The 24,102-nt window shown below is 66.5% G+C and carries 26 protein-coding genes and 1 riboswitch; of the genes, 13 read left to right on the forward strand and 13 right to left on the reverse strand.

What is annotated here, in order from left to right; translation table 11 throughout:
- Nucleotides 1-8: 8 nt before the first annotated feature.
- The 4 genes from P2Q66_RS13720 to thiO all read right to left on the reverse strand — a co-directional run bounded on the left by P2Q66_RS13720 (nt 9) and on the right by thiO (nt 2,784).
- Nucleotides 9-347, reverse strand: coding sequence for a 4a-hydroxytetrahydrobiopterin dehydratase (locus tag P2Q66_RS13720; RefSeq protein WP_275728946.1), 339 nt, complete (start codon nt 345-347; stop codon nt 9-11).
- A 46-nt stretch (nt 348-393) separates the two neighbouring features.
- Nucleotides 394-1,209: a thiazole synthase gene (locus P2Q66_RS13725; protein ID WP_275728949.1), complete on the reverse strand. Its 816-nt coding sequence runs from the start codon at nt 1,207-1,209 to the stop codon at nt 394-396.
- A 4-nt stretch (nt 1,210-1,213) separates the two neighbouring features.
- Nucleotides 1,214-1,450 (reverse strand): sulfur carrier protein ThiS, encoded by a 237-nt coding sequence (thiS, locus tag P2Q66_RS13730; RefSeq protein WP_079597308.1) that lies wholly within the window; start codon nt 1,448-1,450, stop codon nt 1,214-1,216.
- Nucleotides 1,447-2,784, reverse strand: coding sequence for a glycine oxidase ThiO (thiO, locus tag P2Q66_RS13735; RefSeq protein ID WP_275728953.1), 1,338 nt, complete (start codon nt 2,782-2,784; stop codon nt 1,447-1,449). Before thiO ends, thiS begins: the two co-directional genes overlap by 4 nt.
- Nucleotides 2,777-2,895: riboswitch (TPP riboswitch) on the reverse strand. Its footprint overlaps the gene before it by 8 nt.
- 27 nt (nt 2,896-2,922) lie before the next feature.
- Here thiO and thiE point away from each other — a divergent pair.
- From thiE to P2Q66_RS13755, 4 genes are all read left to right on the forward strand, one after another.
- Nucleotides 2,923-3,657, forward strand: a complete 735-nt coding sequence (gene thiE / locus P2Q66_RS13740; protein ID WP_115525123.1) for a thiamine phosphate synthase — start codon at nt 2,923-2,925, stop codon at nt 3,655-3,657.
- A 78-nt stretch (nt 3,658-3,735) separates the two neighbouring features.
- On the forward strand, nt 3,736-5,217 hold the full coding sequence (locus P2Q66_RS13745) for an RNB domain-containing ribonuclease (RefSeq protein WP_275728956.1): 1,482 nt from the start codon (nt 3,736-3,738) through the stop codon (nt 5,215-5,217).
- Nucleotides 5,218-5,516: 299 nt separating this feature from the next.
- The gene (locus tag P2Q66_RS13750; protein WP_275728959.1) at nt 5,517-7,199 is read left to right on the forward strand and encodes a DEAD/DEAH box helicase; all 1,683 of its coding nucleotides are present in this window, start codon (nt 5,517-5,519) and stop codon (nt 7,197-7,199) included.
- Between the two features lie 8 nt (nt 7,200-7,207).
- On the forward strand, nt 7,208-8,080 hold the full coding sequence (locus tag P2Q66_RS13755; protein WP_079597313.1) for a site-specific DNA-methyltransferase: 873 nt from the start codon (nt 7,208-7,210) through the stop codon (nt 8,078-8,080).
- Nucleotides 8,081-8,151: 71 nt separating this feature from the next.
- On the opposite strand, the gene P2Q66_RS13760 is transcribed toward P2Q66_RS13755, so the two are convergent.
- On the reverse strand, nt 8,152-9,000 hold the full coding sequence (locus tag P2Q66_RS13760) for a PHP domain-containing protein (RefSeq protein WP_079597314.1): 849 nt from the start codon (nt 8,998-9,000) through the stop codon (nt 8,152-8,154).
- Nucleotides 9,001-9,080: 80 nt separating this feature from the next.
- Here P2Q66_RS13760 and P2Q66_RS13765 point away from each other — a divergent pair, with 80 nt between their 5' ends.
- Complete coding sequence (locus P2Q66_RS13765) at nt 9,081-10,661, forward strand: aminopeptidase P family protein (protein WP_079597315.1); 1,581 nt, start codon at nt 9,081-9,083, stop codon at nt 10,659-10,661.
- Nucleotides 10,662-10,766: 105 nt separating this feature from the next.
- Here P2Q66_RS13765 and P2Q66_RS13770 read toward each other — a convergent pair whose 3' ends face one another.
- Nucleotides 10,767-11,717 carry a general stress protein gene (locus P2Q66_RS13770; RefSeq protein WP_079597316.1) on the reverse strand — a complete coding sequence of 317 codons (951 nt, stop codon included), beginning with the start codon at nt 11,715-11,717 and terminating at the stop codon, nt 10,767-10,769.
- A gap of 77 nt (nt 11,718-11,794) precedes the next feature.
- Between P2Q66_RS13770 and P2Q66_RS13775 the strand changes: the two genes are divergently transcribed.
- The 3 genes from P2Q66_RS13775 to P2Q66_RS13785 are packed head-to-tail and all read left to right on the forward strand — an operon-like array spanning nt 11,795 to nt 14,924.
- Nucleotides 11,795-13,078, forward strand: a complete 1,284-nt coding sequence (locus P2Q66_RS13775; protein ID WP_079597317.1) for a CBS domain-containing protein — start codon at nt 11,795-11,797, stop codon at nt 13,076-13,078.
- Nucleotides 13,062-13,766 (forward strand): DUF1003 domain-containing protein, encoded by a 705-nt coding sequence (locus tag P2Q66_RS13780; RefSeq protein ID WP_104443484.1) that lies wholly within the window; start codon nt 13,062-13,064, stop codon nt 13,764-13,766. The genes P2Q66_RS13775 and P2Q66_RS13780 overlap by 17 nt, the downstream gene beginning before the upstream one ends.
- A 15-nt stretch (nt 13,767-13,781) precedes the next feature.
- The gene (locus P2Q66_RS13785) at nt 13,782-14,924 is read left to right on the forward strand and encodes an Mrp/NBP35 family ATP-binding protein (RefSeq protein ID WP_079597318.1); all 1,143 of its coding nucleotides are present in this window, start codon (nt 13,782-13,784) and stop codon (nt 14,922-14,924) included.
- 27 nt (nt 14,925-14,951) lie between these two features.
- Here P2Q66_RS13785 and P2Q66_RS13790 read toward each other — a convergent pair whose 3' ends face one another.
- The 3 genes from P2Q66_RS13790 to sigE form a co-directional block, all read right to left on the reverse strand.
- Nucleotides 14,952-15,362: a hypothetical protein gene (locus P2Q66_RS13790; RefSeq protein ID WP_079597319.1), complete on the reverse strand. Its 411-nt coding sequence runs from the start codon at nt 15,360-15,362 to the stop codon at nt 14,952-14,954.
- Nucleotides 15,363-15,431: 69 nt separating this feature from the next.
- Nucleotides 15,432-16,193, reverse strand: a complete 762-nt coding sequence (locus P2Q66_RS13795; protein WP_079597320.1) for an anti-sigma factor — start codon at nt 16,191-16,193, stop codon at nt 15,432-15,434.
- A gap of 88 nt (nt 16,194-16,281) precedes the next feature.
- Nucleotides 16,282-16,896 carry an RNA polymerase sigma factor SigE gene (gene sigE / locus P2Q66_RS13800; RefSeq protein WP_079597321.1) on the reverse strand — a complete coding sequence of 205 codons (615 nt, stop codon included), beginning with the start codon at nt 16,894-16,896 and terminating at the stop codon, nt 16,282-16,284.
- A 229-nt stretch (nt 16,897-17,125) separates the two neighbouring features.
- Between sigE and P2Q66_RS13805 the strand changes: the two genes are divergently transcribed.
- Nucleotides 17,126-17,758: an O-methyltransferase gene (locus P2Q66_RS13805; protein ID WP_079597322.1), complete on the forward strand. Its 633-nt coding sequence runs from the start codon at nt 17,126-17,128 to the stop codon at nt 17,756-17,758.
- Nucleotides 17,759-17,825: 67 nt separating this feature from the next.
- Here P2Q66_RS13805 and P2Q66_RS13810 read toward each other — a convergent pair whose 3' ends face one another.
- The 4 genes from P2Q66_RS13810 to P2Q66_RS13825 all read right to left on the reverse strand — a co-directional run bounded on the left by P2Q66_RS13810 (nt 17,826) and on the right by P2Q66_RS13825 (nt 20,719).
- On the reverse strand, nt 17,826-17,993 hold the full coding sequence (locus P2Q66_RS13810) for a DUF3117 domain-containing protein (RefSeq protein WP_009357720.1): 168 nt from the start codon (nt 17,991-17,993) through the stop codon (nt 17,826-17,828).
- Between the two features lie 234 nt (nt 17,994-18,227).
- Nucleotides 18,228-19,490 carry a hypothetical protein gene (locus P2Q66_RS13815; RefSeq protein ID WP_079597323.1) on the reverse strand — a complete coding sequence of 421 codons (1,263 nt, stop codon included), beginning with the start codon at nt 19,488-19,490 and terminating at the stop codon, nt 18,228-18,230.
- Nucleotides 19,487-19,906, reverse strand: a complete 420-nt coding sequence (locus tag P2Q66_RS13820; RefSeq protein ID WP_079597324.1) for a DivIVA domain-containing protein — start codon at nt 19,904-19,906, stop codon at nt 19,487-19,489. The genes P2Q66_RS13815 and P2Q66_RS13820 overlap by 4 nt, the downstream gene beginning before the upstream one ends.
- Before the next feature lie 30 nt (nt 19,907-19,936).
- Nucleotides 19,937-20,719, reverse strand: a complete 783-nt coding sequence (locus P2Q66_RS13825; RefSeq protein WP_079597325.1) for a TIGR00730 family Rossman fold protein — start codon at nt 20,717-20,719, stop codon at nt 19,937-19,939.
- A 103-nt stretch (nt 20,720-20,822) separates the two neighbouring features.
- Here P2Q66_RS13825 and P2Q66_RS13830 point away from each other — a divergent pair, with 103 nt between their 5' ends.
- The 4 genes from P2Q66_RS13830 to P2Q66_RS13845 all read left to right on the forward strand — a co-directional run.
- Nucleotides 20,823-21,578, forward strand: coding sequence for an amino acid ABC transporter ATP-binding protein (locus P2Q66_RS13830; RefSeq protein ID WP_275728976.1), 756 nt, complete (start codon nt 20,823-20,825; stop codon nt 21,576-21,578).
- 85 nt (nt 21,579-21,663) lie between these two features.
- Complete coding sequence (locus P2Q66_RS13835; protein ID WP_275728977.1) at nt 21,664-22,551, forward strand: glutamate ABC transporter substrate-binding protein; 888 nt, start codon at nt 21,664-21,666, stop codon at nt 22,549-22,551.
- Between the two features lie 86 nt (nt 22,552-22,637).
- On the forward strand, nt 22,638-23,288 hold the full coding sequence (locus P2Q66_RS13840) for an amino acid ABC transporter permease (RefSeq protein WP_275728979.1): 651 nt from the start codon (nt 22,638-22,640) through the stop codon (nt 23,286-23,288).
- Nucleotides 23,285-24,102, forward strand: an 818-nt coding sequence (locus P2Q66_RS13845; RefSeq protein WP_275728981.1) for an ABC transporter permease subunit, incomplete at its 3' end; no start/stop codon positions are given. The genes P2Q66_RS13840 and P2Q66_RS13845, both read left to right, overlap by 4 nt.

Genomic DNA, 24,102 nt, shown 5'->3' on the forward strand with positions numbered 1-24,102 from the left:
GCGGCCGCCTAATGGTCCGGCGCGTATTTCGAAGGCTCGGCCACAGCCCCGGCCGCTGCCGCGGCGTCGCTTGCCCCGGCGGCCGCGGTGAGGTCCCGCCCGGTCACCTGCCCTCCGGCGTCGTGCGAGGTGTACCGGATGAAGACGCGGTTGTAGCGCCAGTCGAGGTCCGGATGGTGGTTTTGTTCCTCGGCGAGGCGTCCGACGGCGGCAATCACCTCGAGTGCGGCAGCCGCCGTCGGCGTCTTGAAGACGGTGACCAGGCCGCCGTCGCTGAAACGCCAGTCCGGCAGTCCGGTGAGTGCTTCGTCGATGCGTTCCCGGGGAAGGGCGTCTTTGGCGGCCACTGCTGCTCCTTGCATCAGGGCGCCGGCCGGTCCGAAGGAGCAGGCCCTACAGGAACTCGGCCCGGCCCTCCATCGCCGACGACGCCAGCGCGTGCTCGCGGCGCGGTATCCGACCGGCCGCTTTCGCCAGCCTACCGGCGATGACAGCGTGTTTGAAGGCCTCCCCCATCAGCGCCGGGTTCTGCGCCCGGGTCACCGCGGTGGCCAGCAGCACGGCGTCACAGCCAAGCTCCATGGCAAGGGCGGCATCCGACGCCGTTCCGATGCCTGCATCGAGCACCACCGGGACGGAGGCGCGGGACACGATGAGCTCGATGTTGTGCGGATTCAGGATCCCCAGCCCGGTGCCGATGGGTGATCCCAGGGGCATGACCGCGGTGGCACCCAGGTTTTCCAGGCGAAGCGCCAGGACCGGATCATCGTTGGTGTACGCAAACACCTTGAACCCGCGGTTGACCAGCTGTTCGGTGGCGTCCACCAGTTCCACGGCGTCCGGGAGGAGGGTGTGCTCATCGGCGATGACCTCAAGCTTCACCCAGTCGGTTTCCAGTGCCTCGCGGGCCAGTTCGGCGGTGAGGACCGCATCACGGGCCGTGAAACAGCCGGCGGTGTTGGGGAGGACCCGGATGCCGTGGTCCACGAGCAGCTGGAAAAGCGAGCCCGTTTCCGCGGTCGAATAGCGGCGCATGGCCACGGTGGTCAGTGCTGTCCCGGATGCCAGGAGCGCGGCTCCGAGGCCGTCCAGGCTTGGGGCGCCGCCGGTGCCCATGATGAGCCGCGATGCCAGGGGTACGCCGTCAATGACCAGTGTGTCGTCCATGCCGGAGGCGCCGGCCGGTGTGATGGTGGTGGTTTCGGTCATGGTCTCAGCCTCCCTGCACTGCCGTGACGAGCTCGACGTCGTCTCCGTCGGCGAGCGCTGTTGCGAACCATTGGCTCCGGGGTACTACCTGCGCGTTGTGCGCCACCGCCACGCCGAGTTTGCCGCCGTCGCGGGCCTGGCCATCAGCGGCGAGCGGGCGGCCGGTGACCTGGCTGACGAGCATGGTGATGGAGGCCCCGTCAGCCACCGTATGTTGTTGTCCGTTCAGGGTGATGTTCATGCTGTCTCCTTGATGTTGAAGATGGTGGCGGCCGGTTCTCGCACGGAAAACCGGCCCGGGTTGAACGGTTGCCAGCGGACGTCCGCCGTGCCGTCCAGAAGGTCCCGGCAGATGGCCGCCGCTGCGGGGGCCAGGAGGACGCCGTGCCGGAAGAATCCGGTGGCAATGATCAGTCCCGCAACGTGTGCGGATTCCCCGGCTGCCGGATCGCCGGCCAGCGGCACCCGGCCCAGCAGCGGGGCGTTGTCCGGGGTGCCGGGCCGCGCCCGTGCTGTGCATTCCAGCAGTTCGAGTTCGGCGACGGCGGGCACCAGGACCTGGGCATCGCGGAGGAGCTGGTAGACCCCGCCTGCTGATACAGCGCCCGCTGCAGCCCGGGCACCGGCCGCCGGTGCGCTTTGTGTTGCGGCAAGGGCATCCTCACGCTGGGTGGCTCCGATCACCACCGTCCCGTCCTGCCGCGGGACGATATACACGGGGACGCCGTGGACCAGCCCGCGGACGGTTGAGGTCACCAGCGGCTGGAGGTGTCGGGGCACTGCCAGGCGCAGGATATCCCCATACACCGGCCGCAGCGGCAGCTGCAGGCCGTCGGGCAGGCCCGCCAGGGCTGCGGCATCCAGGCCGTTGGCAACGATCGTTTCGCGGGCCAGGACCGTGCCGCCGCCTGCGAGCAGGGCCCCGGCCACTGCCCCGTCCGCCCAGACCAGCCCGGCGGCCCGGTCCGGCACGGCGTAGCCGTCGATGGCCCCCGCCACGTCTGTTCCATTACTTTCGACGGCGGAGCCATGCGCGGCGAGCGCGCGCCGCAGGCAGGACACCAGGCGCCGGGGATCCACCTGGTGGTCCGCGGGAGTGTCCAGTGCGCAGGCGATGGCAGGGCTGAGCAGCGGTTCCCGGCGTCGGGCCTCCCTGACAGTCAACGGCTCCACGGACAGGCCGCTGGCCTGCTGCACCCCGCGCAAATCCATCAGGGCGCGGCGGTCGGCAGCATCGGCACCCACGGCGAGCGTCGGCGTCGTGAGGTACCCGGGACTTTCGCCGGAAGCGGCGGCCAGTTCCGCGGCAAAGCCCGGCCACCGGGCGGAGGAGGCAAGCATGAGCTCCAGGAGGTCCTCCTCCTGGTAGTGCAGCTCGCTCACCGGCGCCAGCATTCCGGCAGCCGCCCAGCTGGCCCCGGCTCCGGGCGCGTCATCGATCAGCACGACGGACCGTCCGGAACGCCTCGCCTCCCAGGCGATGGCATGCCCAACCACTCCGCCGCCAATCACGGCCACGTCGGCACGGGTGGCGCCGGAGGAAGCCCCGGGCGGGGCAACGTTTGGGGTGCTCATGTGTCTCCTTCCCTACGCCGGCATTAACCGGATCAGGTCAAGCGGTCGGCTCTGACGCCCTCTCAGCCCGGCGCTTTATGACAGCTGCCGCGGGCTCCCGCAGTACGAGGCCAGTGTAGAGGAACTAGGCTTGCAGCCATGAATGTGTCCCAGTCCCCTGCCCCCGCTGCCGCAGTCCCCGCCGCCGATGCCTTTACCCATGCCGAAGGCACTGCAGGCCTGAACAGCGCCCGGCTTTACCTCTGCACTGATGCCCGCCGGGACCGCGGGGACTTCGGGCAGTTCGTGGATGCTGCCTTTGCCGGCGGCGTGGACATCATCCAGTTGCGGGACAAGGCCATCGAGGCGGCCGAGGAGCTGGAGCTGCTGGCGGTTTTGAAGGAAGCGGCGCAGCGCCATGGCCGGCTGTGGGCTGTGAATGACCGGGCGGACATCGCCGTGTTGTCCGGTGCGCCGGTGTTCCACATCGGTCAGAAGGACCTTCCGTTGGATGCAGCCCGCACCCTGCTCAACGGCAACGCCGCCATCGGGCTTTCCAGCCATGCCCCCGGGCAGGTGGACGCCGCCCTCGCTGCCGCAGCCGGACCGTCCGCGCTTGACTACTTCTGCGTCGGACCGGTCTGGGCCACGCCCACCAAACCCGGCAGGGCCGCCGTCGGGCTGGACCTGGTGAAGTACGCCGCCGAAGCCTCGGCCGAGGCCGGGAGCGGGGTGCCCTGGTTCGCCATCGGCGGCATCGACCACTCCAATGTGGACCAGGTTGTGGAAGCAGGAGCGAGCCGGATCGTTGTGGTGCGTGCCATCACGGAAGCCGATGACCCTGCCGCCGCTGCCGCCGCCCTTCTCGCTGCCTTGGACGGGGCCACACCCTAAAGACGCCGCAACACGGCGCAGCCCCGTGCGGCGTCAATGCCATGCAAAATCGGGGTTCTTCGGGCTAGGCTGATTTTCGTGTCACATCATCGGCTGGCTCCCAACGTCCACGAGCACAACAATGCCCTCGAGGAAGCCCTGGGTGCCCTGCGGACCGAACTGGAACTGCCCGGCCCATACCCCGTACACGCAGTCAGGGATGCCGAAGCGGCCGTCGCGGCCTTGCAGCTGCCGGCCTATGACCTCACCGGGGTCGGGTTTATCACCATCGATCCTGCATCGTCCACGGATTTGGACCAGGCCCTGTTCATCGAGGCCGACGGCGATGGGTACCACGTGCTGTACGCCATCGCCGATGTTCCCTCCTTCGTGACGCCCGGCGGGCCCCTGGACGCCGAAACACGGCGCCGCGGCCAGACGTTCTATGCCCCTGACGGCCGGATTCCGCTGCATCCGGAAGTCATCAGCGAGGGAGCCGGGAGCCTGCTGCCGGGGCAGGACTGTTCCGCCTTTGTCTGGGATTTCCGGCTGGACAGCGACGCCGAAGTCACCTCCGTCGCCGTGAAGCGGGCGCGCATGCGCAGCCGGGCCAAGCTCAGCTACAAGGGGGCGCAGGCTGAGCTGGATTCGGGCAACGCAACCCCCGTACTGCAGCTGCTCAAAGAGGTTGGCCTCAAGCGCGTGGAGCTGGAACGTGCCCGTGAAGGCGCCAGCCTGAACATGCCGGAACAGGAGATCGTCCAGCTTCCCGACGGCGGCTACCGCATCGCCGCCGCCCCGCAGCTTCCCGTGGAGGACTGGAACGCGCAGATTTCGCTGATGACGGGCATGGCCGCCGCCCAGCTCATGCTGGCAGGGAGGGTGGGTATCCTGCGCACCATGCCCGCGCCGGATGAACGCTCCCTCAACCACTTCCGGCTGCAGACCGAAGTGCTGGGCAAACCTTGGGACGGGGAAGTCAGCTACGGCGAATACCTGCGGACCCTGGACCCCACCGATCCCCGGCAGCTGGCCATCATGCATTCGGCGGGAATGCTGTTCAGGGGCGCCTCCTACACCGCCTTTGACGGTGTGGTCCCGGAAGACGCGGTGCAGTCCGCCATCGGTGCCTCCTACGCCCACACCACCGCTCCGCTGCGCCGGCTGGTGGACCGCTTCGTGCTGGTGATCTGCGAGGCCCTGAGCAACGGCGGCAACGTCCCTGCATGGGCGCGCGAGGCGCTGCCGTCGCTGCCCGACATCATGGCAGGCTCCGACCAGCTGGCGTCCCGGATGGAGCGCATGGCCCTGGACACCGTGGAGGCGGCGCTGCTGGTCAACCACATCGGCCAGGAATTCGACGCAATCGTCATTTCCGGGTCCAAGCCGCAAAACGGCAACGGAAAAAACGGAAACGGCAGGAACGGGAACGGCAACGGCGGTTCCGGGATCATCCAGGTGTCCGAGCCCGCGGTGACCGCCCGTTGCGCCGGCGAACTGGAGTCCGGCACCAAGGTCCGCGTGCGCCTGGTTTCCTCCGATATTGCCACCCGCGAGGTCCACTTCGAACTGGTGCAGTAGTCCCTGTGGACACCACGCTTCAGGGCGCGGCAGGGCCGAAACCGGGATTTAGGCCGTGTACGGCTAGACTGGAGAAGTAGATATGGATGCCCGGTCGTTGATTTCCTTGATTTGAAACCAACAAGCCCGCCCCTACGCGATCTTGAGATTTGCCCGCTGGTCACCAGTGCCAGCATTTAGATAGCCCGCGATCGGCTTCCACTGGAATTGCTTGCGCGCCCGAGCGTGCTCCGGATCAGCCTCCCGGCCGGCCCGTTGAGCAGGCAGCGCCATTGCCCAAATGAATAAGGAAACTCCCTGTGAGTGAATTGCATACCCATCAGCTTCTGACGGACGACACCGGCACCGAGACCATCGAGCCCGAAGAAACCATCATCTCCGATGAGAAGCCGCACGAAATCGCGGAAAAGTCCTTCGCCGACTACAACGTCCGCGAAGACATCGTGGAATCGCTGGCCGACGCCGGCATCACCCACCCCTTCCCCATCCAGGCCATGACCCTGCCCGTGGCGCTGTCCGGCCACGACATCATCGGACAGGCCAAGACCGGTACCGGCAAGACCCTTGGCTTCGGCATCCCGGCGCTGCAGCGCGTCGTCGGGCAGGACGACCCCGGCTACGCGAAGCTGGCCGTTCCGGGCGCTCCGCAGGCCTTGGTCATCGTCCCCACGCGCGAACTCGCGGTGCAGGTGGCCAATGACCTGCAGACCGCATCCCGCAAGCGCAATGCCCGCATCACCACCATCTACGGCGGCCGCGCCTACGAGCCGCAGGTGGAAGCCCTGAAGCAGGGCGTGGAGGTTGTGGTGGGCACGCCCGGCCGCCTGATCGACCTCTACAAGCAGAAGCACCTGAGCCTCAAGAACGTCAAGATTGTTGTGCTCGACGAAGCCGACGAGATGCTGGACCTGGGCTTCCTGCCGGACGTGGAAACCCTCATCGCCGGCACCCCTGCCGTGCGGCAGACCCTGCTGTTCTCCGCCACCATGCCCGGCCCGGTCATCGCCATGGCACGCCGGTACATGACGCAGCCAACGCACATCCGTGCGGCGGACCCCGAGGACGAGGGCCTGACCAAGCGGGACATCCGCCAGCTCATCTACCGTGCACACAGCATGGACAAGACCGAAGTGGTGGCCCGCATCCTCCAGGCCAGGGGCCGGGGACGCACCATCATCTTCACCAAGACCAAGCGCACCGCCGCGAAGGTGGCCGAGGAGCTGGTGGACCGCGGGTTCGCCGCTGCCGCCATCCACGGCGACCTTGGCCAGGGGGCCCGTGAGCAGGCCCTGCGCGCCTTCCGCAACAACAAGGTGGACGTGCTCGTGGCGACGGACGTTGCTGCCCGCGGCATCGACGTCGAGGACGTCACCCACGTCATCAACTACCAGTGCGTGGAAGACGAGAAGATCTACCTGCACCGGGTTGGCCGCACCGGCCGCGCCGGCAACAAGGGCACCGCCGTGACGTTCGTGGACTGGGACGACATGCCGCGCTGGGGCCTGATCAACAAGGCCCTGGGGCTGAGCGTGCCCGAGCCCGTCGAAACGTACTCCTCCTCGCCGCACCTCTACACGGACCTGGATATCCCCGAGGGCACCAAGGGCCGGCTGCCGCGTGACAAGCGCACCCTGGCCGGCGTCGACGCCGAGGTCCTGGAGGACCTGGGCGAAACCGGCAAGAAGAACAGCCGCAGCCCCCGCAGCGGGGACGGCCGGGACCGTGACAGCCGTGGGCGCTCAGGCAAGACCGGTGGCCGCGAAGGTGGCCGCGGCGGCGATTCCGCCGCCCGCTCTGGTGAGCGCCGCCGTCGTTCTTCCGAGCCTGCCGCAGCCTCCGCACCTGCCGCCGAGTCCCCAACCGGGACCGACGGCGAGCAGCCCTCGCGCGCCCGCCGCACCCGCACCCGTACCCGCCGCCGCAACGGTGAAGTGGTTGCCGGCACGGACAAGGGCGCACAGCCTGGCAGCAGCGAGGGCTAACTGCCTTCATGACTGACACTGTTTGGGCGCCGGACGGCGGCAGCCTGGTGGTGCACGCGGACAACGCGGAGTACCTCCCCACCCTGCCGGCCGGCGCCTTCACACTGATTTACGTCGATCCGCCCTTCAACACGGGCAGGCCGCAGCTGCGCCAGGAAACCAGGATGGTGGCCAACGCCGAGGGCAGCGGGGACCGGGTGGGCTTCAAGGGCCGCTCCTACGACACCATCAAGGGTGCCCTGCACCGCTACGACGACGCGTTCAGCGACTACTGGTCCTTCCTGGAGCCGCGGCTCGTGGAGGCCTGGCGCCTGCTGGCAGAGGACGGCACCCTGTACCTGCACCTGGACTACCGCGAGGTGCACTACGCCAAGGTGATGCTGGATGCCATCTTTGGCCGGGAATGCTTCCTGAACGAGATCATCTGGGCCTATGATTACGGCGCCCGCGCCAAGAACCGCTGGCCCACGAAGCACGACAACATCCTGGTGTACGTCAAGAACCCCGCGAAGTACCACTTCGACAGCGCGGAGGTGGACCGGGAACCCTACATGGCCCCCGGCCTGGTGACCCCCGCCAAGCGCGAGCTGGGCAAGCTGCCCACGGACGTCTGGTGGCACACCATCGTCTCCCCCACCGGCAAGGAAAAAACCGGCTACCCCACCCAGAAGCCGGAGGGGCTGGTCCGCCGGGTCGTGGCCGCCTCAAGCCGGCCCGGCGACTGGTGCCTGGACTTCTTCGCCGGTTCCGGAACCCTGGGCGCGGTGGCCGCCAAGCTGGGGCGCAGGTTCGTCTGCGTGGACCAGAATCAGCCGGCCGTGGACATCATGGCCAAGCGGCTGGGTGCCCACGCCACCTTCGTGACCCACCAGCCCAACTAGGTAGCGCCAATTGTCGTTGTGGAGCTCCATAACGACAGTTGGCGCTACCCAGTTGGGGAAGCCGGGCAGGATCAGGGGCGGACGACGGCGGTCCCCGTGCCGAGCTCCTCGATCCGGGCCAGGACCTCCGGTGCCGTCAGGTTCTCCCCCAGCAGGTTGGGCTTGCCCGTGCCGTGGTAGTCGGAGGAGCCGGTGATCAGCAGGTCATGCTTCGCCGCCAACCGCCGCAGGAACGCGCGGCCGTCCTCCGGGTTGTCACGGTGGTCGATTTCCAGCCCTGCCAACCCGGCGTCGATCATCTCCTGGTAGACGCGCTCCCCCACGATCCTGCCCCGGGCGGATGCCACCGGATGGGCGAAGACCGGGACTCCGCCGGCTGCACGGACCAGTTCGACGGCGGTGGCGGGGTCCGGCGCGTAATGCTGGATGAAGTAGCGCGACCGCGAGGTGAGGATGGAAGCGAACGCCTCGGAGCGGTCCTCCACCACACCGGCGGCCACCAGCGCGTCGGCGATGTGCGGGCGGCCGAGCGTCGCACCAGGAGCCACATGGTGGATGACGTCATCCCACGTGAGCGGGTAGTCCTCGGCAAGGAGCGTGACCATCCGCTCGGCGCGGGTCAGCCGCGCATCCTTGGCCTTGGTAATCTCCTCCAGCAGCCCCGCATGCGCGGGATCGTGCAGGTAGCTCAGGAGATGGACACTGATCCCTTCGCCGGTCCGGCAGGAAACCTCCATGCCGGGCACCAGCGCCACCCCGTGCTCGGCAGCGGCGGCAGACGCTTCCGCCCAGCCGTCCGTGGAGTCATGGTCGGTCAGGGCCACCACGTCCAGGCCGGCGCGGGCAGCGGAGGCCATGACGTCGGCGGGTTTCTCCGTGCCGTCGGAGACATTCGAGTGGGCATGCAGGTCGATCCTCACCTGTCCAGCCTAGTAGACGGGCTGCCGGCCCGCCGGAAGCCCCGTTCGCATCGCCGGGAAGCTGGTGAGACGATGGTGCCGTGAACCATGCCGATAACACCCCGAACTCTGCTTCCCAGCCGCTGGAAGAGCGGGTCAACAACCGCTCGCAGCGGCCCAGTTCCGACGCTTTCAAGGCCTTCATGGCCAGCAACTGGGCGCCGTCAAACGAGGAGCTTCCCGGCCTCGACGCCGTGGCCGGCTACGCCGCAAACCGGCGGAAGGCCATCTCCACCCAGTTCAAAGGCGAGCGCCTGGTCATCCCCGCCGGCCCGCTGAAGGTCCGGTCCAACGACTGCGATTACCGGTTCCGCCCCCACTCCGGCTTCGCCCACCTGACCGGCCTCGGCCTGGACCACGAGCCGGACGCCGTGCTGATCATGGAGCCTGTTGAGGAAGGAAAGGGCGACGACGGCGGGCAGCACCGTGCCACGCTCTACTTCCGGCCGCTGGCTGGCAGGGATACCGAGCAGTTCTACGCAGACGCGCGCTCCGGGGAGTTCTGGATCGGGCGCCGGCCCACCCTGGCCGAGTTCGAGGCCCGCCTGGGCCTGGCCACAGCCCACATCGACCAGCTGGAAACGGCCATCACCAAGAACGTGGGCGCCCCGGAGATCGGCGGCATCTCCATCCGGCTGGTCCGCAAGGTGGACGAAAACATCGACGCGCTGGTGGACACGGCGCGCTACAACACGGCGAAGGATCCGGACAACCTGGACCTGGGCGTCCTGGATGCCCTCGACGAAAAACTCAGCGAAGCCCTCTCCGAGCTGCGCCTGCTCAAGGATGACTGGGAAATCGAGCAGATGAAGACCGCCGTGGCCGCCACCGTTGAAGGTTTCGAAGAAGTGGTGAAGGTCCTGCCGCGGGCACTGACCCACGCCCGTGGCGAACGGGTGGTTGAGGGCGCGTTCTTCGCCCGTGCCCGCGAAGTGGGCAACGAGCTGGGCTACGACACCATCGCGGCATCCGGCAACAACGCCACGGTCCTGCACTGGACCCGCAACACCGGAAAAATCAGTGCCGGCGAACTCCTGCTGCTCGACGCAGGCGTGGAAGTCGATTCCCTCTACACAGCTGACATCACGCGCACCCTTCCGGCCAGCGGGGTGTTCAGCGACGTCCAGCGCAAAGTCTATGAGGCAGTCCTCGACGCCGCCGACGCCGGCTTCGCCGCGGCGCGTCCCGGCACGAAGTTCCGGGACATCCACACGGCCGCCACCACCGTCCTGGCCGAGCGGCTCGCCGAATGGGGCCTCCTTCCGGTCAGCGTGGAGGAGGCCATCAGCCCCGAAGGCCAGCAGCACCGCCGCTGGATGCCGCACGGCACCAGCCACCACCTGGGACTGGACGTCCATGACTGCGCTCAGGCAAAGCGGGAGCTCTACCTGGACGGCATCCTTACAGAAGGCATGGTGTTCACCATCGAGCCGGGCCTCTACTTCAAGGAAGAGGACCTGGCCATTCCCGAGGAATACCGCGGAATCGGCGTCCGGATCGAGGACGACATCCTGATGACCGCCGACGGACCGGTCAACCTCAGTGCCGCCCTGCCGCGCAAGGCGGACGAGGTTGAGGACTGGATGGCCGGCATCTACCGCGAGGCTGACGCCGCCTCGTAGCCCGCTGTAGGCAGGCAGTCCGCCCGGCTTAGGGGATTCGGCAAACGAAAAAGCGGGACCTCCGGAAGTACCCGGTGGTCCCGCTTTTGCGTGTTCCTGTAACGGCTACTGGCGCGGTCCGGCAGGCCCCTGCTGGCCGTCTCCGTCGCGGTCGGCGTCCGCGGCGGGCACGTTGCCGCCGGGCACCTGGGTGGCGCCGGGCTGGTCCACGCCCTGCTGGGCCTGCCCTGGAGCCGGTTCCTGGGGCAACCGGACGCCGTATTGGGGCCGGCCGTCCGGCAGGTCCGGGTAACGGACCGTGCGCACCGGCTCCTGGCGCGGGCCGCCGTCGGTATTCTGTCCGTCCTGCTGGGCACCCTGCTGCTGGCTGCCGGCAGCAGGGTAGCCGCTGTCCTGGGCGGAGGATCCCGAGGACTGGCCGTAGGGGTCGTTCCAGCCCGACGGGCGGGCAGGGCCCTGGCCCGGCTGCTGGTAGTTCTGGTTCTGCTGGAACGGCTGGTTCTGGTAGTCGCGCTGCGTGTAGGGGCCGTTGCCCGCGGCCGCGTCCGAGCGGTTCATGGGCAGCTGATGCAGCAGCCGCCGGGCCTCGTGCGCCGCCTCAGGCGACACCACGACGTCGTAACTGGTCGCAACCACTTGGCTGGTGGAGGTGAAATCCCGCTTGCCCCGCTGCATGGCATAGGTGACGATGCCGAAGAGCATAAAGAACGCCGCGCCCATCAGCACCGACGTGAGGATCGAGAAGTACCCCGGCGAGGGCGCGAAGAACGAGAGCAGCACACCCACGAACAGGCCGAACCACATGCCGCTCAGTGCGCCGGAAAGGGCCACCCTGGGGTAGCTCAGGCGCCCCGTCACCCGCTCAACCATCTTCAGTTCGTTGCCCACGATGGATACCATGTGTACCGGGAACTGCTGGTCCGCGAGGTAATCCACCGCTTTCTGGGCATCCAGGTAAGAGGTATAGGAGCCGACGGTGTCGCCGGTGGGAACGGCCCTGGCTTCGTCCATGCCGTTGGGGCCACCTGCCTTGGGAGCACCAAAAATGTTTGCCATGGTCCCATTCTTGCCCATCCGTATGGATGCTGCCTGTGAATTCAGCTAAAAGAGAGCAGACTCGGTAGCCTGTAGGGGTGAGCACAACACCTACCCGCGTCTTCGTGGCCCGCCTGCTGGGCCTCGACGTCTTCGACCCGCTGGGCGACCGGCTGGGCCGGCTGCGCGATGTTGTTGTGCTGTCCCGCGGAACCCAGGGCGCGCCCCACGTGGTGGGCATCGTGGTGGAAGTACCGGGAAAAAAGCGCGTCTTTGTGCCCATGACACGCATCACCTCCATCGACCAGACCCAGATCATTTGCACGGGGCTGGTCAATTTGCGCCGTTTCGAGCAGCGCGGCGCGGAGACGCTGGTGGTGGCCGAGATGTTCGACCGCCGCGTGACGCTGCGGGACGGCAGCGGTGACGCCACCATCGAAGACATCGCCATGGACCAGACACGCTCCCGCGACTGGTTCGTCAGCAAGCTGTTCGTCCGCCGTGGCCATTCCCTCTCTCCCCTCAGCCGGCTGCGCCGCAACGAAACCCTGATCATCGACTGGGCCGACGCCCTGCAGGGCCCGCGCACCGAGCCTCAGGCCGCCACCCAGTTCGTGGCCAACCACGAGGACCTCAAGCCCGCCGACTTTGCCGAGGCCCTTCAGGAAATGAGCGACAAACGCCGTTTCGAGGTGGCCAGCGAACTGCAGGACGAAAGGCTCGCCGACGTCCTCCAGGAGCTTCCGGAGGATGACCAGGTGGAGATCCTCTCCGCCCTGGACGTGCAGCGCGCCGCCGACGTGCTGGAGGAGATGGATCCGGACGACGCCGCCGACCTCCTTGGCGAGCTCCCCTCCGCCCAGGCGGAGGAGCTGCTCCAGCTGATGGAGCCGGAGGGTGCCGAGGACGTCCGGCGCCTCCTGGAATACGACGAGGACACCGCCGGCGGCCTGATGACACCGGTCCCGGTGATCCTGCCTCCGGAAGCAACCGTGGCCGAGGCCCTGGCCCACGTGCGCCGTGAGGAACTGTCACCGGCCCTTGCCTCCTCCATCTTTATTGCCCGGCCCCCGCTGGAAACACCCACCGGGCGTTTCCTGGGCGTGGTGCACATCCAGCAGCTGTTGAGGTTCCCGCCGTTCGAGCCGCTGGGGAACCTGGTGGACAAGAACCTGGAGCCGCTGTCCGACCAGGCACACATCAGCGAGGTGGCCCGCACCCTGGCCACGTACAACCTGAATTCCCTGCCGGTGGTCAATGACACCGGCCGCCTTGTGGGGGCGGTGACTGTTGATGACGTCCTTGATCATCTGTTGCCGGATGACTGGCGCGCCCATGATGGCGAAGCCCCGATAAGAAAGCTCGGTGGCCGCATTGGCTGACAACACCGCTCCGAAGACCCCCAACCAGCGGATCCCGGGCCGGGCGGCCAAGAACAACATGGGCAGCCTGGACACGCCCCTGAGCGGCCGCCAGCGGATCCTGCCCAAGTTCTCCCCAGACCCGGACGCCTTCGGACACGCCACGGAGGGTTTCGCGCGCTTCATGGGCACGCCGCAGTTCCTGGTCTACATGACGGTATTCGTTGTGGTCTGGCTGGCGTGGAACACCTTCGCGCCGCTGGAGTGGCAGTTCGACTCCCGCGACCTCGGCTTTACGCTGCTGACCCTGATGCTGTCCCTGCAGGCCTCGTACGCGGCGCCGCTGCTGCTGCTGGCACAGAACCGGCAGGATGACCGGGACCGCGTTTCGCTGCAGCAGGACCGCCAGCGCGCCGAACGCAACCTCTCGGACACCGAATACCTCACCCGGGAACTCGCTTCGCTGCGGATCGCGCTGCGCGAGGTGGCCACCCGCGACTACGTCCGGGCGGAGCTGCGGTCGCTGCTGGAGGACATGCTGGAGGCCCAGGAAGAGCTAAGGACCCATGACCCTTCCGGCCCCGGCAGCCACGAGTCCCCGCGGGACAAGGTCAAGGACAAGCTCCGGGAACAGCGTGACCGGCAGCGGAACCCGCGCACGCAGCAGATTCCCCGGGTCAAGCCCGGCCACTCCACCCAAGACAGGTAAGCCCAGGACCCGATAGTGAGCACCCCCATCGTCAACTCCCAGCTGGCCGAGGCCATCAACAACGCCCTCGCTACTGTCATCGACCCTGAACTCCGGCGCCCCATCACCGAGTTGGGGATGGTGGACTCCGTCAGCGTGTCCGACGACGGCAGGGTCAGGCTGGCGGTGCTGCTCACCATTGCGGGCTGCCCGCTCCGCGACACCATCACCTCCGACTCCGAAAAGGCCCTCTTCGCCGTGCCGGGCGTCACCGCCGTCGACGTCGACCTGAAGGTGATGTCCCAGGCACAGCGGGACGCCCTCAAGGAGAAGCTCCGCGGCCCCGGCGGCCAGCGCGGCATCCCGTTCAACCAGCCCGACTCCCTGACCAAGGTCTTCGCCGTGGCCAGCGGCAAGGGCGGAGTGGGCAAGTCCTCGGTCACCGTCAATCTGGCGTGCGCCCTGGCCGCGCAGGGACTGCGGGTGGGCATCGTGGACGCGGACGTGTACGGCTTCTCCGTTCCGGGCCTGATGGGCATCACCCAGGCGCCAACCCGCGTGGACGACATGATCCTGCCGCCCGTTGCCTACGGCGTGAAGGTCATCTCCATCGGCATGTTCGTCACCGGCAACCAGCCCGTGGCCTGGCGGGGACCCATGCTCCACCGGGCCCTTGAACAGTTCCTCACGGATGTCTATTTCGGGGACCTGGATGCCCTGTTCCTGGATCTTCCGCCGGGCACGGGCGACATTGCCATCTCGGTGGCCCAGCTCCTTCCCAAGGCCGAAATCCTGGTGGTCACCACGCCGCAGGCCGCAGCCGCGGACGTCGCCGAACGGGCAGGTGCCATCGCCACCCAGACAGGCCAGAAAGTGGCCGGCGTGATCGAGAACATGTCCTACCTGGAAATGCCCGACGGCGGCCGGATGGAACTGTTCGGAAGCGGCGGCGGGGCGGTACTCACCGAGAGGTTGACGGCAACCGTGGGCGCCGACGTTCCCCTGCTGGGACAGATCCCGCTGGACATCCAGCTCCGTGAAGGCGGGGATGCCGGGGTTCCGATTGTCATCGGGCAGCCGGGGACTCCCGCGGCGGAGTCGCTGGCAGGAATTGCAGCCCGGCTCGCAGCCGTCCCGCGCGGCCTGGCAGGAATGAAACTGGGTCTGCAGCCGCGCTGACCCGCCCCGTGCCGCTTCCCGGTGTGGTCAGGTGGCTTCGGTGTCGAACGGAGCGGCTTCGCCGGCGGGCAGGGACTGCACCACCCGCTGTGGCCTTGCCGGAGCCGCATCCGCGGCGGCAACGGCCGCTGCGCCGGAAACAGCTGCGACGGCGGCAGGCGCCCCTGCACTGACAGGCTTGGGATCGTCGTCGAGGAGCGCTTCCTTGATGATGCGCCGGGGATCGTACTGGCGGGGATCGTACTTCTTCCAGTCGACATCGTCGATGTCGATCCCCACTTCTTCCTTGATCTGCTCGCGGGCGCCGGAGGCCATGCGCCGGACTTCCTTCACGAGGTTCGCAAGTTTCTGGGTGTATTCGGGCAGCCTCTGGGGGCCGATCACCAGGATGCCGATGAGCAGCAGAAGAAAGAACTCCGGGCCGTTGATTCCAAACACTTTAGGAAGATTACCCTCTCCGGGCTGCCAGTGACGATTCCCGTCACGCGCGGGCGGAAACCACCCTTATTACTGGGTAAAACGGGCCACGATCTTGTTGATTCCGCGCTGCAGCCGGGTGGCCAGTGACTCCGGCGCACTGCTGCTTTCGCCCGCTCCGGCTGAGACACCCTCTCCGGCCTGGCTGGCCAGGCGCTGCAGGATGGGCAGGGCGTCGTCAGCGCGTTCAGCCGGCAGGTTGGACTCGTAGGTAAAAGTGCGGCCGGCGGTCCGGTAGGTGGCAGACCACGGCGAGGAGCCCAGGACCTGCAGTAAGTTGTCCTGCCGGCCGCCAGCACCCGGGGACGGCGGGTGCTGTTCGGTGACGGTGGCGTAGTGGGATCCGTCCGAGAGCCGAAGATGGACCGCCGGCTGGCCGTCAATGACCACCGCTTGTGCCGACTCGAGATGGAACCCCATGGCTTCGAGTTCAGGGCAGGCCCAGCCTTCTGAGCGGAGCATGCTGACCTGTTCGGCGCTCAAGGCCCGCCCGTCTGCCGGCGTCTGCGACGAAACGGGCGACAACGCCGCTGAGGCGCCCGTCCCGGTGAGCGGATCACCGGCTGCAGCAAAGGCGCCAACGGCCAGCACACCGGCTGCCGCTACCGTGCCGCCGGCCGTCATGGCCAACACACGGACCGCTGCCCGGGGCCTCGCGGGGTGGACGGCAGCAGGCCGGGGCTCTGCCGCCAGCTCCGATGTGCGCGCCAGGAGCCGGGCGGTCAGGTCGTCACTGGCGGGCGGAATGGGGGCGTCCCGGAGCCGCTCCAGGTACTGGCGCTCCCGGCGCACGGCGGAAGCGCATTCATGGCACGAGGCAAGATGGCTGGAGGTTCGCTGGTGCCTGCCGCCAAGGGGAAACGGGGACCTCATGCGCCGTTCAGAGGATGCCCGCGATGCGCGGCATGGAAAGCTTGCGGCGCGCCTGCTGCGGACGTGGATCCCTGTGGGCGAGCTTCTCCCGAAGCATGGTCCGTCCACGGTGGATGCGCGAGCGGACGGTTCCCAGCTTAACGCCCAGGGCCTCCGCCACCTCGTCGTAGGACAACCCTTCCAGGTCGCACAGGACGACGGCGGCCCGGAAGTCCGGCGGGAGTTCCTCCAGTGCTGCCTGGACATCCAGGTCCAGGTTGTTCAGCTCGAAGCTCTGCTCGGGGCCCGGTTCGCGTCCGGGGAGGCGGGATTCCGCGTCCTCGGCCAGGGCATCGAACCGGATCCGCGTTTTGCGCCGCGCCTGATCCAGGAACAGGTTGGTGGTGATGCGGTGCAGCCAGCCGTCCAGGGTCCCGGGCTTGAAGTTTTCGAGCGAGCGGAAGACGCGGACGAACACCTCCTGGGTGAGGTCCTCGGCGTCGTACTTGTTACCGGTCAGGCGGTATGCCAGCCGGTACACTTTTGCCGAATGGTTGGTGACCACTTCTTCCCAGGTAGGACGGACCCACTCAGCGTCGGGATTATGTACTGCAGGGACAGGTGCCACAACTGAAGATGACATCGTCCACTCCCCTCGTGGAATTGCTAACGCCCGGATACTGTTGACATCTCTGATTCGGCGCCGATCACCTTTTGGATGAGCGGATAATAATCATTTCAAATTTGGCTGGGAATTTCCTGACTGCGGGAAAGTTCAGCCGTGGGCGCAACAGCCCGCCTCCGCTGCCCGCTCCCCCGGACACAGTAGGCTGTAGAAGACACTCCCCCTCCCGCCCAGAAAGCGAAAATTCATGAGCGCCGACAAGTCCATCAGCTGGTCCTATGCAGAAGATCTGCCCGCTGAGGATGAGGTCATGCTTCGGGCCCGGGAGCGTTCCTTCGAACTGGGAGTGACCCCCATCGGACCGGGAGTAGGCGCCGTGCTCACGGTCCTGGCTGCCGCGTCCAAGGCGCAGACCGCCGTCGAGATTGGAACGGGGGCGGGAGTGTCCGGCGTGTGCCTCCTCCGAGGGCTTGGCCCGCAGGCAGTCCTCACCACCATCGACGTCGACGTGGAACACCTGAAGGCCGCGCGGGAGGCCTTTTCCGAGGCCGGGAGCCCAGCCAACCGTACCCGTACCATTTCCGGCCGCGCAGGCGATGTCCTGCCGCGGCTCACGGATGCTGCCTATGACCTGGTGTTCATCGATGCCGACAAGCCCGGCCTGCCAGGCTACGTGGAGCAAGCCATTAGGCTCCTGAAGCGGGCCGGCCTGCTGATCATCAATGACGCCCTCGACAAAGACAAAGTGGCAAACCCTGCCGGCCGCGAGGCCACCACGGTGGTCCTTCGCCAGGTTGGCAAGGCGATCCGCGACGACGACAGGCTCGCGTCAGCCATGCTTCCCACCGGAGACGGCCTGCTGGTCGCCGTCAAGAAGTAGCCACCGCCGCAGCACAAGATAAAGGACAGGGTCCGCAGCACGGCTGCGGACCCTGTCCTTTTCACGATTATTCGGTAACGCCGACGAGGCATTCCTTGAGGTTTGCCGCTTCGGCAGCGTTCAGTTCGACCACAAGACGCCCGCCGCCTTCGAGCGGGACGCGCATGATCAGGCTGCGGCCCTCCTTGGTGACTTCCATTGGGCCGTCGCCGGTGCGTGGTTTCATAGCCGCCATGAGGAATTCCCCTCCATTTTGTCCCAGGACTGATCAGCCCGGGCGGGCTGTGTCCGCATGTCGATCAAGCCGCTATGGCGGCGGTAGTTTCCACCGCCAAGGCTGCGCGTATTCTGAATGCTTTTTGTCCTTGCTTACTTACCATTATCGCGGAATTACCCGCACGTAGCTAATCGATGGACATTTTCGGCGGGCCGGTATTCCTGTCCTGACCTGCACGGAAGTCCAAAAAAACTAGGGCGGGTAATCGCCGCCGCCCGGCAATTGCGCCCAGGCCCACAACCACACAATCCACACGATCTGCAGCAGCAGGAACATGGTCACCACCGTGCCCCGGTAGGCCCGCGAGCGGGACAGCAGCACGGCTCCCAGTGCCAGCGGAAACAGCGGCAGCAGCATACGGAACGTACTGGTCTGCGGATGCAGGAACGCCAAAAGGTACCCCATGTAGCAGGCGCACCACAGGCGGAGTTCGACGCCGAGCCGCACCACGGGCGGCAGGAACAGCAACAGGCCGAAAAGGGCCACAAAGACGAACGGCGCAAGCAGTCCCAATACCGGCCCGAAGAGGTCGACGCCGGTATCGAACCACGGTTTGAACGGCACCAGGTCATGGCCCCGCCACACGGTTTCGGTTTTGGTATACGCCTGGAAGTCGCCGGTAGCGGCCCACGCTGCGGCGGGCCACGCCAGCGCGGAAACGCCTGCGACGGCGGTCAGGCCGGTAAGTGCCGCCATTTCACCGAAGGTGTGGTTGCCGGCTGGCAGGCCAGCCGCGCCGCCGCTCCGGAGGCGTTCCAGCAGGCGATACACCAGGACGAGCCCGAGCATGGCGGCGAAAGGGACGCCGATGGGACGCGAGAGGCACAGGAGCACCACCACCGGTATGGCCCACAGGTAATGCCGGCGCATCACCAGGAGCAGGGCCGACGCCAGCAGGAGGAGCGACAGTGACTCCGCGTAGGGAACCTGCAGTATGGCCGAGACCGGGAAAGTGGCGAAGAAGGCAACGCCCCACAGCGCCGGGACGTGGGACACCCTGTGCCTGAAAAGGGTGTAAACCACCAGCGCCGCTCCCCAACCGGCCAGCATCGCAAGGAGGGTGAGTGAGGCGGCAGGAATTAGTCCCGTCAGCCTGCTGAGGCCTCCCGCCAGGGCTGGAAACAGGGGGTAGAAGGCCCAGGCGTTTTCCTGGACGTTGCCGGCAGCGTCTGTGGGGAGCTCTGACGGGTATCCGTTGGCGATGACCTCGCCGTACCAGCGCGCGTCCCAGATGTTGATGAAGTTCCAGTAGTCGGGCCTGGCCGGGAACCAGGGATTGGGGCCCTGGTGGAGCGCGGCGGCCATGAAGATGCAGGCGCTGACCAGCCGGGCCGCGGCGTAGATGACCGTGACCTGTGCCCACCAGGGCCAGCTGCGATAGGCGGAACCGGCCTGCCCGGCCCAGGCCTGGGCGGCAGTAGCAAAGCCCGTCCGGCGGCGCGCCACCGTACTCACTGCCCGCTCTTCCCTGGCACCGCATTCCCGCCGTCGCGCGCCGCGGCGGTTCCGTCGTCGCGCGTTCCGCCGGGGCTGCCCTGGTTCGGCTCCTCAACGGCCAGCAGCCGGGCGCGCAGCTCGTCCACTTCCTGCTGCCTGGCAGCAAGCTGGTCCCTCAGTTCATCAAGGACCTGGTCCACCTGGTCCATCCGGTAGCCGCGCAGGCCCAGCGAGAAGCGCACGCGGTCCACATCCTCCGCAGCTGCGTTGGCCGGAAGCAGCACCGGGGGAAGGTTGGCCGGCGGCTGCTCGAAGCCACCGTCCAGCAGGGTCGGCAACGGGCGGTGGCCCGACTTCCGGGGGCGCCGCCCCAGGCTGGCCCACAAGACCGCCCCTACCAGCACGATGGCGAGGAAAACCAGAAAAAAGCTCACTGCTCCATCGTGCCAGACCTGGCGCTGCCGCTACTCCGGACGCTGCTCCCCGTTCAGGGACGGGGTGATGGCCCCATGGAGGACACGGTCCACCGCTTCGGCCGGATCGTCAACCACCTGGATCAGGTCCAGGTCCTTTTCGGAGACCATTCCCTCGGCTACCAGGGTTCCCCTGATCCAGTCGATCATGGGGCCCCAGAAATCGACGCCGAGAAGCACGATGGGGAACGACGTCACCTTCCGGGTCTGCACGAGCACCATGGCTTCGAAGAGCTCATCGAGCGTTCCCAGGCCGCCGGGGAGCACAATGAACCCCTGGGCGTACTTGACGAACATGGTTTTGCGGGCGAAAAAGTACCGGAAGTTGATGCCCAGGTCCACCCACTGGTTCAGCCCCTGTTCAAAGGGAAGCTCGATGCCCAGGCCAACGGATATGCCGTTGCCCTCCACCGTGCCGCGGTTGGCTGCCTCCATGGAGCCCGGCCCGCCGCCGGTGATGACCGCGACGCCGGCCTCCGCCAGTTTCCGCCCCACCTCAACACCCATCTCGTAGTAGGGGCTGCCGGGCTTGGTGCGGGCCGAACCGAAAACGCTGACAGCCTTGCCGATGTCCGCCAGCGCGCCGAAACCTTCGACGAATTCGCTTTGGATCCGCAGTACCCGCCACGGATCGGTATGGACGAACTGGCCGGGGCCCTTGGTATCGAGCAGATGCTGATCGGACATTTCCACGGCGGCCTGTTTGCGGCGCAGTTCAAGGGGCCCCTTACGGCGCGGCTGGGAATTTTTGGCCGGATCTGCATTGATGCTCATTCACCTAGGCTAACCTCCCGCGGCAGGTATCTCTTGAATCACGATCCGCAGGAACTTGGGGTGATTCCCGTCATAGCCGCCCGCAGTTCGCTAGATTCTTCCTATGACTACTCATGTGCCCGGCGATACCCTCGTCTCCCTGAACGCCGTAAATAAGCACTACGGCCAGCTGCACGTTTTGAAGGACATCAATCTGCAGGTCCGCAAGGGCGAGGTTGTTGTGGTCATCGGGCCTTCCGGCTCCGGTAAGTCCACCCTGTGCCGCGCCATCAACCGCCTGGAAACCATCGAGGGCGGAACCATCAGGATCGACGGGAAGGTGCTTCCGGAGGAAGGCAAGGAACTCGCCCAGCTCCGCGCCGACGTCGGAATGGTTTTCCAGTCTTTCAACCTCTTCGCGCACAAAACCATCCTGGAAAACGTCACGCTCGGCCCCATCAAGGTCAAGGGCGTGGCCAAGGCCGCCGCGGACAAGGACGCCATGGCGCTGCTCGAACGGGTGGGCGTGGGCCACCAGGCGCCCAAGCTGCCGGCCCAGCTCTCGGGTGGCCAGCAGCAGCGTGTCGCGATCGCCCGTGCCCTGGCGATGAAGCCCAAGGTGATGCTCTTCGATGAGCCAACCTCCGCGCTGGACCCCGAAATGATCAACGAGGTCCTGGACGTGATGATCCAGCTCGCCAAGGAAGGCATGACCATGATCGTGGTCACCCACGAGATGGGCTTCGCCCGCAAAGCCGCGGACCGCGTGGTCTTCATGGCGGACGGCCAGATCGTCGAGGACGCCACCCCGGAGGAGTTCTTCACCAACCCGAAGAGCGACCGGGCCAAGGATTTCCTGTCCAAGCTCCTCACCCACTGATGCACCGCTTTCACTGATTTACCGAACAACCACACTTCAGTTCGCACCCAGGCCGTGACCCACGGCCACCAATGAAAGGAATGTCATGAAGGCATTTATGACCCGGCGGAAGTCATTCTTCGTGGCGGCTACCGCTGCCATCGCCCTGTCCCTGAGCGCCTGTGGCGGTGGCGACACCGGCACCGGCAGCGACCCCACCGTTGAAGCAGCACCCACCTTCGCCGCCGGCAGCACCATGGAGAAGCTCTCCTCCGCCGGGACCATCAAGATCGGCACCAAGTTCGACCAGCCGCTGTTCGGCCAGGTGGGCCTGGACGGCAAGCCCGTAGGCTTCGACGTCGAAATCGGCAAGCTGATCGCGGCGAAGCTGGGAATTTCCGCCGACAAGATCGAATGGTCCGAGACTGTCTCGGCCAACCGCGAACCCTTCATCGAGCAGGGCAAGGTTGACCTGGTCATCGCCACGTACACCATCAATGACAAGCGCAAGCAGGTTGTCAGCTTCGCCGGCCCGTACTACGAAGCCGGCCAGGCCCTGATGGTTAACAAGGACAACGACTCAATCAAGACCCCCGAGGACGTCAAGGGCAAGAAGGTCTGCTCCGTCACCGGTTCAACCCCTGCCGCCACCATCGTGGAGAAGTACCAAGCAGAGCTGGTGCCGGCCGCCACCTACTCAGCCTGCCTGGAGCCGCTGCGCAACAAGCAGGTGGAGGCTGTCACCACTGACAACGTGATCCTCGCCGGCTTTGTGGACAAGGAGCCGGACGCCTTCAAGCTGGCCTCGGATGAAACCTTCACCAAGGAGCCCTACGGCATCGGCCTGAAGAAGGACGACACCGAATTCCGCAACTGGATCAACGACCAGCTGGAGGCATTCGAAGAGGACGGGTCCTACAAGGAGGCCTGGGAAGCCACTGCAGGTTCGGTCATCAAGACTGCACCCGAGCTCCCCGAGATTGACCGCTACTAAGTGAGTCCGGAGCTGCCGGGGCCGGTAGGCCGGCCCCGGCAGCTTTCAGCCTTTAAATCCGTCCACGCCCAAAGCCAAAGGATCCTATGGACGTCATCCTTGAAAACCTGCCCCTGTATTGGAACGGTTTTCTCCGCACCCTCTTCCTGTCAGCCGTCTCCGGGATCATCGCACTGGTCCTTGGCACGCTGCTGGCAGCCGCCAGGGTGTCCCCGGTAGCAGCCCTGCGCGGCTTCAGCACCGTGTACGTGGAGGTTCTCCGGAACACCCCGTTGACCATTGCCTTCTTTTTCGCGGCGATCGTCCTCCCCCGGCTCGGGGTCAAGTTTGAGCAGTTTGAAATTGCCGCGATCATCGCCCTCAGCACGTACACCGCAGCGTTCATCGCCGAAGCTGTCCGCTCAGGTGTCAACAGTGTTCCCGTGGGGCAGGCCGAGGCCGCGCGCAGCATCGGCATGAACTTCGGGCAGGTCCTGAACCTCATCATCCTCCCCCAGGCCCTGCGGACGGTGGTCCCGCCGCTGATCAACATCCTGATCGCCCTGGTGAAGAACTCTTCCGTCGCCGGCGCCTTCTTTGTCCTCGAACTGTTCGGCTACGGCCGCCAGCTGGCCAACGCCAACGGTGATGCCGTCATCGCCGTGCTGCTGGGTACCGCGTTCTTTTATCTGCTCCTCACCGTTCCGCTCGGCATCCTTGCCAGCACGGTGGAACGAAAGGTGGCGATTGCCCGATGAGCTCAGTCCTTTACGACGTTCCGGGACCCAAAGCCCGGCGGATCTCCCTGATCGGCTCGATCGTAGGTTCCGTTCTGATCCTGGGTTTGCTGGCATGGATTGTCATGACCCTCGCCCAGCAGGGGATTTTCGAAGGCCGGCGCTGGCAGATCTTCACCCGAGCTGATGTCTGGATGCTCCTGGCCAACGGCCTGAGCGCCACCCTGTCTGCTGCTGCACTGGCAGCGGTCATCGCGTTCCCGCTGGGGCTGCTGCTGTGCCTGCTCCGCATCTCCGATGCGGCTATCATCCGGATCCCCACCCGGGTGGTCCTGGAATTCCTCCGCGGCATGCCCGTGGTCCTGATGATGCTGTTTGTCCTGCTGGGCTTCGGCACGTCACCGTTCATTGCCGTTGTCACCGGCCTGGTGCTCTACAACTCGGCAGTGTTCGCCGAGATCATCCGGGCAGGCATCCAGTCGCTGCCGCGCGGGCAGCGCGAAGCCGGCCTTGCCATTGGCCTGACCAGTTTCAAGTCCCGGATGCTCATCGAACTTCCGCAGGCAATCCGCCGCATGATGCCGTCCTTGGTGGCGCAGATGGTAGTGCTCCTGAAGGACACCTCGCTGGGCTACATCGTGGCGTACGGCGAGCTGCTGCGAGCCGTGCAGGTGATGGCGGACTTCCTGGGCACGCAGTTCCTGTTCCCCATCTTCTTCGTTGCTGCTGCGATCTACATCGCCATCAACATCCTCGTTTCCAGGCTTGCGGTCTGGATTGAGCGCCGGGGGTCGAAGAAGGCAGCCGGAGGTGTGGCCAAGGCCGAGCCCGAAAA

Source organism: Arthrobacter sp. Cr_A7 (genome assembly GCF_029222765.1).
Classification (GTDB): domain Bacteria; phylum Actinomycetota; class Actinomycetes; order Actinomycetales; family Micrococcaceae; genus Arthrobacter.